Source organism: Streptomyces verrucosisporus, assembly GCF_017114865.1.
In the GTDB taxonomy this organism is placed as follows: Bacteria; Actinomycetota; Actinomycetes; order Streptomycetales; family Streptomycetaceae; genus Streptomyces; species Streptomyces fenghuangensis.
In genome coordinates this window covers 58,744-72,220 of the sequence record NZ_JADEYH010000003.1, presented here as the reverse complement: position 1 = coordinate 72,220, position 13,477 = coordinate 58,744, and the positions used below count along the sequence as shown (strand labels likewise).

At 70.3% G+C, this 13,477-nt stretch carries 18 protein-coding genes; 7 read left to right on the top strand and 11 right to left on the bottom strand.

What is annotated here, in order from left to right; all coding sequences use genetic code 11:
- Positions 1-66 precede the first annotated feature (66 nt).
- Positions 67-225: a hypothetical protein gene (locus IQ279_RS06040; RefSeq protein WP_206347279.1), complete on the top strand. Its 159-nt coding sequence runs from the start codon at positions 67-69 to the stop codon at positions 223-225.
- 168 nt (positions 226-393) lie between these two features.
- Here IQ279_RS06040 and IQ279_RS06035 read toward each other — a convergent pair whose 3' ends face one another.
- The 4 genes from IQ279_RS06035 to IQ279_RS06020 form a co-directional block, all read right to left on the bottom strand.
- Positions 394-2,637, bottom strand: coding sequence for an MMPL family transporter (locus IQ279_RS06035; protein ID WP_206347278.1), 2,244 nt, complete (start codon positions 2,635-2,637; stop codon positions 394-396).
- Between the two features lie 109 nt (positions 2,638-2,746).
- Positions 2,747-3,349, bottom strand: a complete 603-nt coding sequence (locus tag IQ279_RS06030) for a TetR/AcrR family transcriptional regulator (RefSeq protein ID WP_206347277.1) — start codon at positions 3,347-3,349, stop codon at positions 2,747-2,749.
- 170 nt (positions 3,350-3,519) lie between these two features.
- A complete protein-coding gene (locus tag IQ279_RS06025) occupies positions 3,520-4,902 on the bottom strand; it encodes an oxygenase MpaB family protein (RefSeq protein ID WP_206347276.1) in 1,383 nt (460 codons plus the stop codon).
- Between the two features lie 297 nt (positions 4,903-5,199).
- Positions 5,200-5,397: a hypothetical protein gene (locus IQ279_RS06020; protein ID WP_206347275.1), complete on the bottom strand. Its 198-nt coding sequence runs from the start codon at positions 5,395-5,397 to the stop codon at positions 5,200-5,202.
- 236 nt (positions 5,398-5,633) lie between these two features.
- Here IQ279_RS06020 and IQ279_RS06015 point away from each other — a divergent pair, with 236 nt between their 5' ends.
- Together IQ279_RS06015 and IQ279_RS06010 are read left to right on the top strand one after the other, a co-directional pair.
- Complete coding sequence (locus IQ279_RS06015) at positions 5,634-6,131, top strand: N-acetyltransferase (protein WP_206347274.1); 498 nt, start codon at positions 5,634-5,636, stop codon at positions 6,129-6,131.
- A 123-nt stretch (positions 6,132-6,254) separates the two neighbouring features.
- On the top strand, positions 6,255-6,722 hold the full coding sequence (locus IQ279_RS06010) for an NUDIX hydrolase (RefSeq protein WP_206347273.1): 468 nt from the start codon (positions 6,255-6,257) through the stop codon (positions 6,720-6,722).
- Positions 6,723-6,760: 38 nt separating this feature from the next.
- On the opposite strand, the gene IQ279_RS06005 is transcribed toward IQ279_RS06010, so the two are convergent.
- Positions 6,761-7,168, bottom strand: coding sequence for a RidA family protein (locus IQ279_RS06005; protein WP_206347272.1), 408 nt, complete (start codon positions 7,166-7,168; stop codon positions 6,761-6,763).
- A 122-nt stretch (positions 7,169-7,290) separates the two neighbouring features.
- Here IQ279_RS06005 and IQ279_RS06000 point away from each other — a divergent pair, with 122 nt between their 5' ends.
- Complete coding sequence (locus IQ279_RS06000; RefSeq protein WP_206347271.1) at positions 7,291-7,671, top strand: winged helix-turn-helix transcriptional regulator; 381 nt, start codon at positions 7,291-7,293, stop codon at positions 7,669-7,671.
- A gap of 115 nt (positions 7,672-7,786) precedes the next feature.
- Here IQ279_RS06000 and IQ279_RS05995 read toward each other — a convergent pair whose 3' ends face one another.
- Both IQ279_RS05995 and IQ279_RS05990 read right to left on the bottom strand, forming a co-directional pair.
- Positions 7,787-8,335 carry an N-acetyltransferase gene (locus tag IQ279_RS05995; RefSeq protein ID WP_241027686.1) on the bottom strand — a complete coding sequence of 183 codons (549 nt, stop codon included), beginning with the start codon at positions 8,333-8,335 and terminating at the stop codon, positions 7,787-7,789.
- The gene (locus tag IQ279_RS05990; protein ID WP_206347270.1) at positions 8,332-8,994 is read right to left on the bottom strand and encodes a hypothetical protein; all 663 of its coding nucleotides are present in this window, start codon (positions 8,992-8,994) and stop codon (positions 8,332-8,334) included. Before IQ279_RS05990 ends, IQ279_RS05995 begins: the two co-directional genes overlap by 4 nt.
- A gap of 446 nt (positions 8,995-9,440) precedes the next feature.
- Between IQ279_RS05990 and IQ279_RS05985 the strand changes: the two genes are divergently transcribed.
- Positions 9,441-9,818 carry a hypothetical protein gene (locus IQ279_RS05985; protein ID WP_206347269.1) on the top strand — a complete coding sequence of 126 codons (378 nt, stop codon included), beginning with the start codon at positions 9,441-9,443 and terminating at the stop codon, positions 9,816-9,818.
- A 202-nt stretch (positions 9,819-10,020) separates the two neighbouring features.
- Here IQ279_RS05985 and IQ279_RS05980 read toward each other — a convergent pair whose 3' ends face one another.
- From IQ279_RS05980 to IQ279_RS05970, 3 genes are read right to left on the bottom strand one after another with little or no spacing between them, the layout of a single operon-like run.
- Positions 10,021-10,221, bottom strand: coding sequence for a DUF397 domain-containing protein (locus IQ279_RS05980; RefSeq protein ID WP_206347268.1), 201 nt, complete (start codon positions 10,219-10,221; stop codon positions 10,021-10,023).
- 20 nt (positions 10,222-10,241) lie between these two features.
- Positions 10,242-10,442 (bottom strand): DUF397 domain-containing protein, encoded by a 201-nt coding sequence (locus IQ279_RS05975; protein ID WP_206347482.1) that lies wholly within the window; start codon positions 10,440-10,442, stop codon positions 10,242-10,244.
- Positions 10,443-10,453: 11 nt separating this feature from the next.
- A complete protein-coding gene (locus IQ279_RS05970; protein ID WP_206347267.1) occupies positions 10,454-11,305 on the bottom strand; it encodes a helix-turn-helix domain-containing protein in 852 nt (283 codons plus the stop codon).
- A 277-nt stretch (positions 11,306-11,582) separates the two neighbouring features.
- Here IQ279_RS05970 and IQ279_RS05965 point away from each other — a divergent pair, with 277 nt between their 5' ends.
- Entirely contained in the window at positions 11,583-12,014 is a 432-nt protein-coding gene (locus IQ279_RS05965) for an ATP-binding protein (protein ID WP_206347266.1), read from the top strand.
- Positions 12,011-12,472 (top strand): hypothetical protein, encoded by a 462-nt coding sequence (locus IQ279_RS05960; RefSeq protein WP_206347265.1) that lies wholly within the window; start codon positions 12,011-12,013, stop codon positions 12,470-12,472. Before IQ279_RS05965 ends, IQ279_RS05960 begins: the two co-directional genes overlap by 4 nt.
- A gap of 93 nt (positions 12,473-12,565) precedes the next feature.
- Here the strand turns inward: IQ279_RS05960 and IQ279_RS05955 are convergent, their stop codons facing one another.
- Complete coding sequence (locus IQ279_RS05955) at positions 12,566-13,408, bottom strand: alpha/beta fold hydrolase (RefSeq protein ID WP_206347264.1); 843 nt, start codon at positions 13,406-13,408, stop codon at positions 12,566-12,568.
- Positions 13,409-13,477 lie beyond the last annotated feature (69 nt).

The following is a 13,477-nucleotide window of genomic DNA, read 5'->3' as shown; positions in this document are numbered from 1 at the left end:
GGGGCGCGCACCCTCCCCGTGGCCGCCGCAGCCCCCGATGTGGATTCCTCCGGAAGGGAGACCGCAGTGAGTCGGTACACCGACGCCGCGCAGGGCGGCGAACCCGCGCTTCTCGCCGAGGGGACGAGCCTCCCCGGCGGGCTGACCATCACCCTGGTGTTCCTCGCCATCGCGGCCGCCTGTCTGGCCGCCGCCTATCTGGTCAAGCGCAGCGCACGGCGGTAGTACGGGGCGCCGCCCCGTACACGACCGGGGCCCGGCAGCGGTCCTCCCGCGCGGGAGGACCGCTGCCGGGCCCCGGATGCCGCACCGGTCCCCGTCCCCACGGGCCGGTGCGGCCGGGGCCGCCGCGCCTTCCGCTCGCGCGCCGGCGGCCCCGGGCCCGGGTGCCGCTCAGTCGCGCGCGGCGACCGGCTCGCGCTCGTCCGCCTTCGCGGCGGAACCGTTCAGCTCGCGCTGGAGCTTCTCGCCCTCGACGTCGACGTTGGGTACGACCTTGTCCAGCCAGCTCGGCAGCCACCAGGCGGACTTGCCCAGCAGTGCCAGGACGGCCGGGACGACGGCCATGCGGATCACGAAGGCGTCGAAGAGGACGGCGACGGCCAGACCGAAGCCGATCATCTTGATCATCGACTCGGAGGAGCCGATGAACCCGGCGAAGACGCTGATCATGATCAGCGCGGCCGCGGCCACCACGCGCGCGCCCAGCTTGAAGCCGGTGACGACCGACTCGTGCGGGGTCTCGCCGTGGACGTGGGCCTCGCGCATCCGGGTCACGAGGAAGACCTCGTAGTCCATGGCCAGGCCGAAGACCAGGCCGACCATGAGGATCGGCATCAGGCTCATCACCGGGCCGGTCTGCTCCACGCCGAAGACGTCGGCCAGCCAGCCCCACTGGAAGACAGCCACGACCGAGCCGAGGGCCGCGACCACCGAGAGCAGGAAGCCGAGCGCGGCCTTGAGCGGGACCAGGATCGAGCGGAACACCACGATCAGCAGCAGGAAGGCCAGGCCGACCACGAGGACCAGGTAGGGCGCCAGGGCGTCGTCCATCTTCTGCGAGACGTCGATGGCCATGGCGGTCTGCCCGGTGACCAGGACGTCGGCGCCGGTGGTCTCGGCGATGCCGCCGGCCTCGGCGCGGATGTCGTGGACGAGGTCCTCGGTCGCGGCGCTGCTGGGCGCGGACTTCGGGATGACCGTGATCATCGCGGTGTCGCCGGCCTTGTTGAACGTGGGCGGCATCGCGGCGGCGACCCCGTCCAGGCCCTGGAGCTTCTCGGTGGTGGCGCCGGCGGCGGCCTCGGGGTCGTCGCTGTCCTCGGCGTCCACGGTCACGATCAGCGGGCCGTTGGTGCCGGGGCCGAAGCCCTCGGCGATCAGGTCGTAGGCGCGGCGCTGGGTGGTGCTGGTGGGCTGGGAGCCGTCGTCGGGCAGGTTGAGCTGGAGGTCCTTGGCGGGGACGGCCAGCAGGCCGAGTCCGACGACGCTGACCAGCAGTACCGCGACCGGGCGGCGCAGCACGAAGCGGGCCCAGCGGGTGCCCGCGCCGTCCTTGGCCCCGACGGCCGCCGGGGCGTCCTCGCCGTCCTCCGGGCCGTCCTCAGGGGCGGTCTTCGCACGCTGCTTGCGCGGCAGGACCTTCTGCCCGGCGAAGCCGAGCAGAGCGGGGATCAGCGTCAGGGCGACCAGCACGGCCAGGACGACCGAACCGCCGGCGGCCAGACCCATCTTGGTCAGGATCGGGATGTTGACCACCGACAGGCCGACCAGGGCGATGACGACGGTCAGACCGGCGAAGACCACCGCCGAGCCGGCCGTTCCCGTGGCGCGGCCGACGGCCTCCAGGGGCTCGCGGCCCTCGGCCAGTTCGGCGCGGTAGCGGGAGACGATGAACAGCGCGTAGTCGATGCCGACGGCCAGGCCGATCATCGTCGCCAGGATCGGGGTGGTGGTGTTGAGGTCGAACGGCACGGTCACGGCGGTGATGACCGCGACGGTGACGCCGACGCCGACCAGGGCGGTGAGCAGCGGCAGCCCGGCGGCGACCAGGGAGCCGAAGGCGATCAGCAGCACGATCGCGGCGATGGCCACACCGATCACCTCGGCGGCGCCGGTGTGCGGGATCGCCGCCATCGCGTCACCGCCGGTCTCCACCGTCAGACCGGCCTCCCGGCCGTCCTCGGCGGCGGCCTTGAGCTCCTCGCGCGACTCCTCGGTCAGCTCGAAGCCGGAGACCTCGTAGGTGACCTGGGAGTAGGCGACGGTCTGGTCCGGGCTCACGGCGCGGGCCCGGAAGGGGTCGACGGCCTGCTGGACCTGGTCGCCCTTGGCCAGCCCGGCGACGACCTCGCCGACGGCGGCCGAGTTCTCCGGGTCGGTTATCTTCTCGCCGTCGGGCGCCTTGAAGACGACCCGTGCGGTGGCGCCGTCGGGGCTGCTGCCGGGGAAACGATCCTCCAGCAGCTCGAACGCCTTCTGCGCCTCGGTGCCGGGAATGGTGATGTTGCTGGAGGCCGCCGAGGACGCGGAGGCGGCGAAGCCGCCCGCGACCGCCAGCACCACCACCCACAACAGGGCGACCAGCCCGCGCCGCCGGAAGGCGAGGCGGCCGAGCCGGTACAGGAACGTGGCCATGAGAGTGAGGACTCCTGGTTGGGAGGAATGGGACTCGGAGAGGACGGGAGGTTCTGGGGCCGGCACGGTCCGTCCGCCGGGTTCGCACCGTGCGGGGCCGGCCGGCCGGTCAGGCCAGGCCGAGCGAGGGGAAGACGACCGCGTTCAGATAGCGCTCCATGTACGCGGCGTCCGCGTCCCGGTTCTCGATCAGCTTGCGGGTGCCCAGCGCACCGATGATCAGGTGCGGGACGAACTCGATCGCAGGGTTGGCGGGATCCACTTCTCCGCGTTCGGCGGCTCTGTGCACGGCGGCGTCGAACGCCTCCAGACCGGGCCGGATGTGCAGCTCGTACAGGGCCTGCCACAGTTCGGGATCCTTGGAGACGGCGTGTGCCAGGCCGTTCAGCAGGGCGGTGTCCTCGGAGGCGTGGCAGATGAAGTCGCTCACCATCCGCCGCAGGTCCCCGGTCAGGGAACCGGTGTCGGCGTCCTCCGTGTGGCTCTTGCCCAGGTGTCGCAGAGCGGTGGCGACCAGCTTCGGCTTGCTCTCCCACTGGCGGTAGAGGGTGGCCTTGCTGGACTTGGTGCGCGTCGCCACCGCGTCCATCGTCAGTGCCTCGTACCCCTGTTCGCGCACCAGGTCGACCACGGCCGTGAACACCTCGTGCTCGCGCTCCGGGGTCAGCCGGGTGCGGCGGGCGGGTGTGGCGGAGGCCGCCTGATCGGACATCTGTGCTCTCCGGTGGGAACGAAACCGTTTCGTACACCTGGAGTGTAGGGGGCCGCGGGAGCGAAACGCAAAAGGATCGAAACGGCCCCGTTCTCCGGGTCGTCCGCTCCCCGCGGGGAGCGGACGACCCGGAGAACGGGGCCGCCGTTCAGGACGTTCAGGACCGCCGTTCAGGGCCGGCCGAGGAGCCGGCTGCCCGCGACGGTCGAGGCGCGGGCGGTGAAGAACTCCGTGAAGCCGCGCACGAACTCCTCCTCCGTCAGCCGCCCGTCGCCGTCCGTGTCGAGCTGCCGGAAGCCGTCGTTCAGCTCGGCCGGGTGCACCCGGGAGCCGCCGAAGAGCGTGCGGTACTCGTCGGGGCCGATCTCCCCGCTCCCGTCGGTGTCCCCCGCGCGGAAGAGGGCGCGTACGGCGATGTGGAGGCCGTCCTCCAGATAGCGCGGGTCGCGGTCGCAGCCCGCCAGGGTGGCGGCCACGAACTCAGCCCGGCCGACCCGGCCGTCCCCGTCGGTGTCCATCGTGGCGGCCATGTGCCGCCACCAGGCCTCGAAGGCGGCGTAGACCTCGTCCTCCTGTTCCGTGGTGAGTTCCAGCTGCCAGCAGGCGTTGTGGGCCATGGCCCGCAGGTCGGCGGCATCGACGTACCCGTCCCCGGTCTGGTCCATGACCTGCCGGAAGAAGGCGTCCAGCCGGGGCGGGCGCGGGTCGTGCCGCGGGGGCCGCGGCGCCCGGGGGCGCGGTACGGCCCCGGTGGGCGGCACGCGGTAGCGCAGGCGGTCCGGCAGCCGGGTCAGCAGGTGCCGTGCGCCGTGGTGCAGGACGTAGGACAGCAGCGCCGCCGCACGGGAGCGCGGCAGTCCGAACAGCTTCCGGACGGCGGGCGGCAGATCGGCGACGGTCAGCGCGGCCAGGGTGCGCGCGATCACCGGCCGCAGCAGCGGCCACAGGGGCCGCAGCCGCCGCAGCCGGCTCGGGCAGGGCGCCTCGCGGAGGATGCCGAACAGCAGGTACCGCACCTCCTCGCCGTACTCCAGCCGCTCGCGGACCATGCGGTCGACGTACGCGGGCACGTCGGCGGCGGTCGGCGGCAGAACGTCGCCGGACAGGCCGAACTCGCCGCAGACGGCGAGGAACTCCCGGTACAGCTCGTCGAGCCGCCCGGGGGTGAACGGATCGCCGGACAGCTCCCGCATCGCCGTCATCGACTCGTAGAGGGTGAGCAGTACCCAGGCGCGCACCTCGGGGTCCTCGGCCGTGTACGCCCCGCCCCGCCCGTCGGAGCCCCGGATGCGGCGGTGGGTGCGCTCCAGCCGGGCGACCTCCCGGCGCAGGCTGTCGGCGTCGGAGAAGAACAGGCGCTTGCCGCTGTCCATGGTGTGCTGCACGCGGCGCCAGGGGTGCGCCCGGTAGGTGGAGTGGTCCCTCATCCCGGCGGCGACGACCGGGTGCGCGGTCTGGAGCACCAGCAGCCGCCAGGCGACCAGGGCGATGCGCCGCTCGCCGAGGGTGTGGCGCAGAAGGGAACCGGGGCCGGGCAGGTCGGTGCTGGGCATGGGGTCGCTCCGGGGTTCGCGGGGGCGTGGGGTCTGCCCCAGCGTGGCCGCGGCCGGGGGCCGGCGGGTCCCGGAGAGCCGCCGTGTCACCGGAAGGTGTGAATCACGGGCTCGCCGTGCATGGAAACGGAACCGGTGTCGCGGAACGGGTCCCGCGCCGGTGCGGGCACGGGTGCGGCCGCGCCCCGCGCCCCGCGCGCCGGGACCGGGTGCGGTCGAGCGCGGACGGGAGGACACCCCACATCGCGGCCCCCGTGCGGATGTCGGCGGACCCCGTGCACCGGAGGGGCGGGGAGGTCAGGACCCGTCGGCGGAGATGATGCTCCATCGGCCGACCTCGCGGTAGCCGGAGTCGTGGACGGCCGAGCCGTCGCCGGGCCGCAGGGCGTAGTGGTGGAGGTTCCCTCCCCAGTACCTCAGGATCCGGCCCAGCTCGCGGGCGGACTCCTCGGCGGACGCCGCGTCGTCCATGTCGACCTCAAGGCGGAACTTCACTTCGGGCCTCCTTGTCGTGATACCTGTGTTGAATTGTTTCATTGAACTTCCCTGTGAGGCTTTTCGAAGAAACCCCCCGTTCTTCCCCGTCGGCCATCCGAGAAGCTTCAAAGAAGGCTGAAGGCGGAAGCATCGGCGTACCGGGTGCGGGCGGCAGGGAGCCGATGCCCGCGCCGGTGCCGGGGCGCGGAAAATGCCGGGCCCTCCGGTACCGGCCGGCGGTAGCTTCGGCCCTCATGAGCTGGCTCCCCGACGACTTCGTCCACCCCGTCCATGTGCCCGTCCCCGGTACCGCGCTTCATCTGCGGCCGATCCGGGAGGCGGACACCCCCATCGACTACCCCGCCGTGATGGGCTCCCGCGAGCGCCTGTGGGAGATCTTCGGCCCCGCCTGGGGCTGGCCCGCCGAGACGATGACCTACGAGGAGGACCGCGTCGACCTGCTGCGGCACGAGGAGGAGATCGCCGCGCACCAGTCGTTCAACTACGCCCTGCTGAATGAGGAGGAGACGGCGCTCCACGGCTGCGTCTACATCGACCCGCCCGAGCGCACCGGCTCCGACGCGGACATCTCCTGGTGGGTGGTGGACGACCTCGTCGGCGGCGAGGAGGAGCGCGCGCTCGACGCGCTGGTGCCGAGGTGGATCGACGCCGACTGGCCCTTCCGGCGGCCCCGTTGCATCGGCCGTGACATCAGCTGGCAGGACTGGCTCGCACTGCCGCCCGCCGCGTGACCCGTCCCCGGTGCGGCACGGTGCGGTCTGGCGGCGCTCACGCTCGTCTGATTCCGTTCCGTGTGGTGACGCTGACGCGCGAACCATGGAAGCCGGACAAGGTCCGGCGGGGGGAGTGGGGAAATGAGTTTCCGGCTGGCGGCGTACGCCGTGTGCGTCGAGGACGGGCGGGTGCTGCTCGCTCGCCACTTACTGCCGGACGGCGGGAGCAGATGGACTCTTCCGGGCGGCGGGGTCGAGCACGCGGAGGATCCGTTCGACGCGGTGATCCGGGAGGTCGCCGAGGAGACCGGCTGCTCGGCGGTGGTGGACCGCCTGCTGGGAGTGGACTCGCGGGCGATCCCCGCGACCGCCACGCGAGAGGGAGTCGTGCACCAGAACGTCGGCGTCTTCTACCGGGTCCGCATCACCGGCGGCCGGCTCCGGCCCGAGCCGGACGGCGACATCGTCGAGTCGGTCTGGACTCCGGCCTCCGAGGTCACCGGCCTGCGCCGGTTGTCGCTGGTCGACGTCGGCCTCGCCCTGGCGCGGGACCTTCCGCCGACCGGCCACGTCGCCCCCGTCCCGGTCGGCGGCCTGGTCCAGCAGTGAGGCGGTGCCGGCCTCCGCATGTCCTCCGTGCCGGGCGCTCAGTCCAGGACGGCGGTGGCCTCGACCTCGACCAGGTGCTCGGGTACGTCCAGCGCCGCCACGCCCAGCAGCGTGGCCGGCGGGACGGGTGTGGTCCCCAGCTTCGCGGCCGCCCGGGAGATCCCCTCCAGGAGCAGGGGCATCCTGTCGGGGGTCCAGTCGACGACGTGGACGTTCAGCTTCGCCACGTCGTCGAAGGTCCCGCCGACCCCGGCCAGGGCGGTGGCGACGTTGAGGTAGCACTGCTCGACCTGGGCGGCCAGGTCGCCCGCGCCGACCGTGTTGCCCTCGGCGTCCCAGGCGACCTGCCCGGCGACGAAGACCAGCTTCGAGCCCGACGCGACCGACACCTGCCGGTAGACGTCGATTGCGGGCAGTCCGTCGGGGTTCACCAGAGTGATGGCCATGTCCGTTCCGTTCTCCTGTCCGGGCGCCCGTGGGCGCCCGTGGTCACTTGCGGTTACCCGGAAACCGTAGGAGAGTCTGCGCTGACCTGGAAGAACGCACTTTTGAGTGACTGGGGAACCTCATGGTGACCAAGCAGTTCGGGGACTCCCCCGAGGACGCGGACCTGCGGCGCGCGGACACCCTGGCGCGGGAGATTTTCTCGGACATCGCCAACAAGTGGGCCCTGCTGATCATCGAGGCCCTCGGGGAGCGCACCCTGCGGTTCAGCGAGCTGCGGGACGAGGTCGAGGGCGTCAGCCACAAGATGCTCACCCAGAACCTGCGCATGCTGGAGCGCAACGGCATGGTCGAGCGGACGGTGCACCCCACCGTGCCGCCGCGCGTCGAGTACACCCTCACCGAGCCGGGCCGGGCCCTGCGCAAGGCGGTGGACGTGATGTGCGACTGGACCCACCGCTACCTCGGCCACATCGAGACCGCCCGCGGTCGATTCGATTCCTGACCGAGCCTCAGGCGGTCAGGGCTGCGGAAGTGGGGGGGCGGTAGCGCCGTCCGTCATGCAGTAGTGCCTACGGGGCGTCGATTCGGTGTCGGCGCGAACCCGTGCAACGAGGATTTTAAGCCCCCTCAGGGGAGGAAAAGCGCAGCTTGACTCTCAAGCCAGGTTGACTGATTTCACACTCAATCCATAAGGCCCAGCGCAAGTCCAGCTCGCCGACTGCCTGACCTCCGCTGGTCTCACCCGTCAGACGGAATCCGAGCCCGAGGTGGAAACCTTCGGGGCCGCCCGTGCCCGGATGCCAAGTGGTGGTCAGGCGGGTGCCGCCGCGATGGCGGATTTCAGCAGCAACGGACTCGACCGCGAAGCGACCGTAACCTCGACCCTGCTCGCCATCTGCGATGTTGAGCCGCCAGAGGCCGGAACGGATGTCGGTGCCTGTGCCGACGCCCTTCCAGTCGATGTCGAAGAAGGCCATGAGGAAACCGACAGGACGGTCACAGTCAAGGATGAGGCGGGGCCAAGCTGTGCCGGGATAGACGTATGCCTCGGCCAGAGATTTCACGACCGGAGCGACCAAGTGTTCCTGATCCGGACGGACCCGCAGACCGATCGCCGCGTCGAAGTTGGCCGGGGTGATCTCCCGCAGACAGAGTGTGGTCATCATGCAAGATCGAGGCTGATACTGGGGAAAGCCTTGCCCGTCTCGACGTAGTACTTGCGGACCAGCGGGCCGAAGCCGTTCTGCGAGTCGCCCAGGATCATGGCCTTGACGACCTGAACGCTCCGCACGTCATCGAATTCCCGAACTTTCTCCTTGGTGTCGCCGGGAATCAACAGTCCCCACTCCGCCCGGGACTCCACCGTGGCGCTGATGTCCGGGTCGAAACCCAGATAGTAGCGACGCCCGGAGTGCTCCTGCCCGACGGCCAGGAAGAGGATCACATGAAAGCTGCTTCTGAACATGCTTTCGCTCCCGCCCACATGTTCGGCCGGACCTTTGATGACCACGGCATGGTTGGTCTTCACGGCTTCGTCGATGGCGGCCCATTTTCCTTCGATGTTAATCCTGCTCGACAGGCTCGAAGGAATGTGCGGTTTGCCTGTTCCAGGGCTCAACGAGCCCCCGACCCTTTTAGCGCGCACCAGGCAGTCGTTGTCCATCATTTTGCGGAATTCCGAGTCAGTCGGCATCTGCAACCAGAACCTGAGGCGATCGAGGGCGGGGCCCGCCGTCGCATCCACCCCCTGCGAGATCCGGTCCCTGACGTCCTGGATCGTCGGTGTGGTCCGGTCGACGGCTTGAACGTACGCCTGCTCGATCATGAGAGATCCCCCCGCTCGGCTTCCTGGCTCCATAGTGGCGTACGGAACGTGTCTCTGGTAGAGCGGAGAGTGAACGCTTCTCACCGAGATCGCCTGGCGCTCAGGATGAGAAGCGTTCAGTGAGGAACGGAGACCGGGGGAGTCAGCCACGAGGCGCTCACACGGAACCCGCGCGTGCTGGGACGCGACGGCATGGTCGAGTGGACGGTGCGCCCACCGTGCCGCCACGCGTCGAGCACACCCTCACCGAGCCGCCGGAGGCCGCCCGGCGTGTGCGGCCGGGACCGGTGGTGGCCGGGCCCCGGTCCGGTTGCCGGGCGCCGGGCGGCGGCGTAGAAAGAAGAGGGGGGCATGTCCCGGCGGGTCTCCGAGCGCGGCCGACCGGCGAACGCCGCGGTTCCGGGCGCCCGCTCCACCGGAGGTATCCCTCCCGGAAGGCAGTGACCATGCCCGAACAGGTCCAGATCGAGGAGCGGTACTGGGGATGGTGCACCTGGCGTCCCTGCCGTAAGACGCGTGTGGTGACGAAATGGCGCTACGACTTCTCCTTCGTCGTCGTCAGCTACCGGGGTATCCGCACCAGTTACCGGGGCTGCGAGTTCGGCAGGCGCTACGAGTGGAAACGCTGGGAGTTCAGCGGGCGGTTCGAGGATCTCACGCTGTACTTCGTCTCCATGTACTTCAAGAACCGGCTGTCCGACAAGGGGTCCTGCTCCTCGTCCGGGGTCGTGAGGCATCTCGCGAACGTTCTGGGGGACGACCCGGTCAAGACGCTGCGCGAGCACGCCACGGGGCGTGAACCACACGGGCGGGCGCCCCGGTGAGCCCGGTCGGCCCGACCTGATCAGCGGGCCGGCCTGTCGACGGCGGCCCGCTCAGCCGTGGGCGTCCCCCACACGGCGGCTCAGAAACCGGGACTCACGGGGCGCGGCGCAGCCCGGGTGCCGCTTCCGGCGGGCTCGGCGCGCCGGAGCCGCCATGGAACCGGACAGCCGGTCCGGGCGCCGCGTCGGCTCCGGCCGGGGCTCACTCGACGAAGTGGTCGAACTCGCCGGCCTTGATGCCCTTGAGGAAGGCGTCGAGCTTGGCGGGCGTGGTCACGACGATTTCGTCGGGCTTGCTGCTCTCGCGCATGAGGACGCGATCGCCGTCCCGTGCGATCTCGATGCAGTTGTTTCCGCCGCCTTGGCCGCAGGATGCGGCGTACCACTCGATTGGTGCGGACATGTCGGCTCGCCTTCCGGAGGTCAGAGTGCGAGGTGGTCGAACTCGCCGTTTTTGGCTCCCCTAAGGAGAGATTCCAAGCTTTCTGGGCTGGTTGTGATGATCAGCTCTGGGAGGTCGCTCTCACGTATGAGGACATGTCCGCCACCTTGGGCTACCTCGACGCAGTTCGGCCCTTCTCCCTCAGAGAAGGATGACTTCTGCCACTTAAATTCTTCTCGCATCCTGATGAACCTCAAATCTCCTGGATGATTCGGCTGATTTCTTGTTGAGAAAGTTTTGTGTTGAGCGAGACGCTCTCCAGGGCCTTGTAGACCGCTCTGTACCTGTCGAGCTGCGCTCTGGCATCCAGATAGACAGCCCCCAGAGCGTTGTCGAGCTGCACTGTGTCCAGCTGTGGAACAGGTCCGCCCGCGTACAGCACAGACTGGGCTGAGCCGATGAACCTCTCGGAGGTGAAGGGGATGACTCGTACGGTGACGCTTGGCCACTCAGAGACTTCCAGCAGGTACTCAAGCTGAGAGCGAGCCACTTTCCGGCCGCCGTAGCGCATACGCAGCGCGGCTTCGTGGATGATCGCCTCGAACGGTGTGGGGTGGTCACGTTCGAAGATCACACGTCGCCTTGCGCGATGCTCGACTCTCGCGTCGATCTCGCTTCGGGGGAGCGGTGGGATCACTTCCTCGAAGAGCTTCCGTGAGTAGTCCTCCGTCTGGAGGATCCCGGGCACCGTGAGCGTCTGGAGCGAACGCAGGTGAGTGGCGTGGTATTCGAGTTCTGCCACGTTGAGGAACGCCGGAGGCAGGACGCCTCGGTGCTCCTCCCACCATCCTTTGGTCCGGTCCTCGGCGATCTCGCACAAGGCGTCGATCAGTTTCTGGTCGCCGGCCGAGTAGAAGGCGGCGAGTCGTCGTACGCGTTCCGCGCTGACGCCCCAGCGTCCCGACTCGATGTGGCTGATCTGGGCCTGGTTGCCGCCGAGTAGTTCTCCCGCTTCGCGAGCGGTGAGGCCGGAGGCCTCGCGCAACTTCCGCAGTTCCGCGCCCAGTCGTGCCTGACGTGCCGTGGGGTTGCTCCTGGGTGGCATCGATCCTCTCCCGATAGGCGCTCCAAGTGTGCCGCGCGTCCGTAGCGCCGGTCCACTCACGAGCGAAGATCCTGTCACATGGTTGTGACGTCTCATCTATGTGCCCTATGGCCCTCGGTAGCGCAGCGTAAACACCAGTGAACCCGCAGTGCAGTTGGCCTCCCCTGCCCGCTTACCGGCACGGGCGGGGGAGGGCGGCCGAGCCACGGTGGTGGGCGCGCGTGCTCCGCAGGCGAAACGCAAGAGCACCGCAGACGAACCGCGTTGGGAGAAACCGATGACCGTGACCGCACCCGGCAGACCCGCCACCGCCGTCTACCGGCTGACCGCGCCCGCCCTGCCCACCACCCCGAGAGTCGCCCGCGACGCGGTCGCGGCGTGGCTGTGCGCCGCCGGGCACCACGGGCTGCTGGACACCGCACGCACGCTGGTCAGCGACCTGGTGACGAACGTCGTCGTGCACACCCGCGTACCCCACCTGTGGGTGGGGGCCGCCGTCACGCGGCTGGGCGCGGTCGTCTCCGTGTGGGACGGCGACCAGCGCGGGGTGCCCCGCCCGCGCCACGCGGCCGAGGACGAGACCGGCGGGCGCGGGCTGTTCCTGGTGGAAGCGCTCAGCCACGCCTGGGGTGTGAGCTGGACCGGCGGGGCGGAACCGGCCGGGAAACGGGTCTGGTTCGAGCTGCGCGCCTCGCGCGAGGGGCCGTGAGCGCGATGGACTTCACCGCCCTGTGCCTGGGTGCGCTGATCATGACCGTCAGCGCGGCGCTGACCGGCTTCGCCGTGGCCGCCGCCCGCAACTCCGGGGGCACCGGCGGCGTGTGGTGCGAGGCCACCGTCCTGGACGCGGACACCCACCGGGAGTGGCTGCTCGACTGCCACCGGGCCCGCAGTCCCCGTCAGGCCCTGCGCTGGATACGCGCCCAGGCCCCGCGCCTGGCCGACCGTATCGACCCGCCCCCGGACGTGCCCTGGGCCGCGCGCGGCACCATCCGCCCGTACGACCCGGGCGGGCCGGACCCCGCCGCCGTCCTGCGGCGCCGGCCGCTGGACGGGATCGCGGACCGCGAGGCCCTGCGGGTCCTGGAGGACGGCGGCCTCCACGTCCTCACCGCGCCGGACGGGGACGGCCTGCGCTACCGGCTCTCCGCCCGCGCCCTGCGCTGACGCCCCGCCACCGCGCCCGACGCCCGGGGGCCGGGCCCGCCTCACGGCGAGCCCGGCCCCCGGAGCCCCGCACCCGGACCGCCCGTCGGACGGTCACCTGCCGACGAAGGCCAGCAGGGCCTCGTTGACCTCGGCGGCGTGCGTCCACAGCAGGCCGTGCGGCGCGCCGTCCACCTCGACGTACTCCGCCTCCGGGAACGCCTTGTGGAAGGGGCGCCCGGTGGAGTCGACGGGCAGGATGTTGTCGGCGGTGCCGTGCAGGATCAGCGAGGGCTTGCCGGCGGCGCGGACGGCGGCCACGTCCTCGCGGAAGTCCTCGGTCCAGGTGGGGACCGCCGCGTAGGCGGCCACGGGCGCGGAGGAGGTGGCGGTGTTCCAGTTGGCGGTGACGACCTCCTGGCTGATCCGGGTACCGAGGTTCTCGTCCAGGTTGTAGAAGTCCTTGAAGAACTGGGTGTACCAGGCGTAGCGGTCGGCGCGGGCGGCCTCCTCGATGCCCTCGAACACCGAGCGCGGCACCCCGCCGGGGTTGTCGTCGGTCCGCACCAGGAACGGCTCCAGCGAGGCCAGGAAGGCCAGCTTGGCGATTCGCTCGTGGCCGTAGGTCCTCACGTAGCGGGCCAGTTCGCCGGTGCCCATGGAGAAGCCGACCAGGATGACGTCACGCAGGTCCAGCGTCTCCAGCAGGGTGTTCAGGTCGGCGGCGAAGGTGTCGTAGTCGTATCCCTCGCCGGTCTTGCTGGACTGCCCGAAGCCGCGGCGGTCGTAGGTGATGACGCGGTACCCGGCCGCCAGCAGCTCCCTGGTCTGGAGCTCCCAGCTGTGGCCGTCGAGCGGGTAGCCGTGGACGAGGACGACCGGCTGACCCGATCCCCGGTCCTCGTAGTACAGCTCGATGTCGGTGGTGTTCTCGCTGCCGACCTTGACGTAGCCCATGGGGAAGCATCCTCTCCGCTGCGGAGAACGGTCGTTCTCCGATTCTGTCGACTACGGTAGAGAACGTTG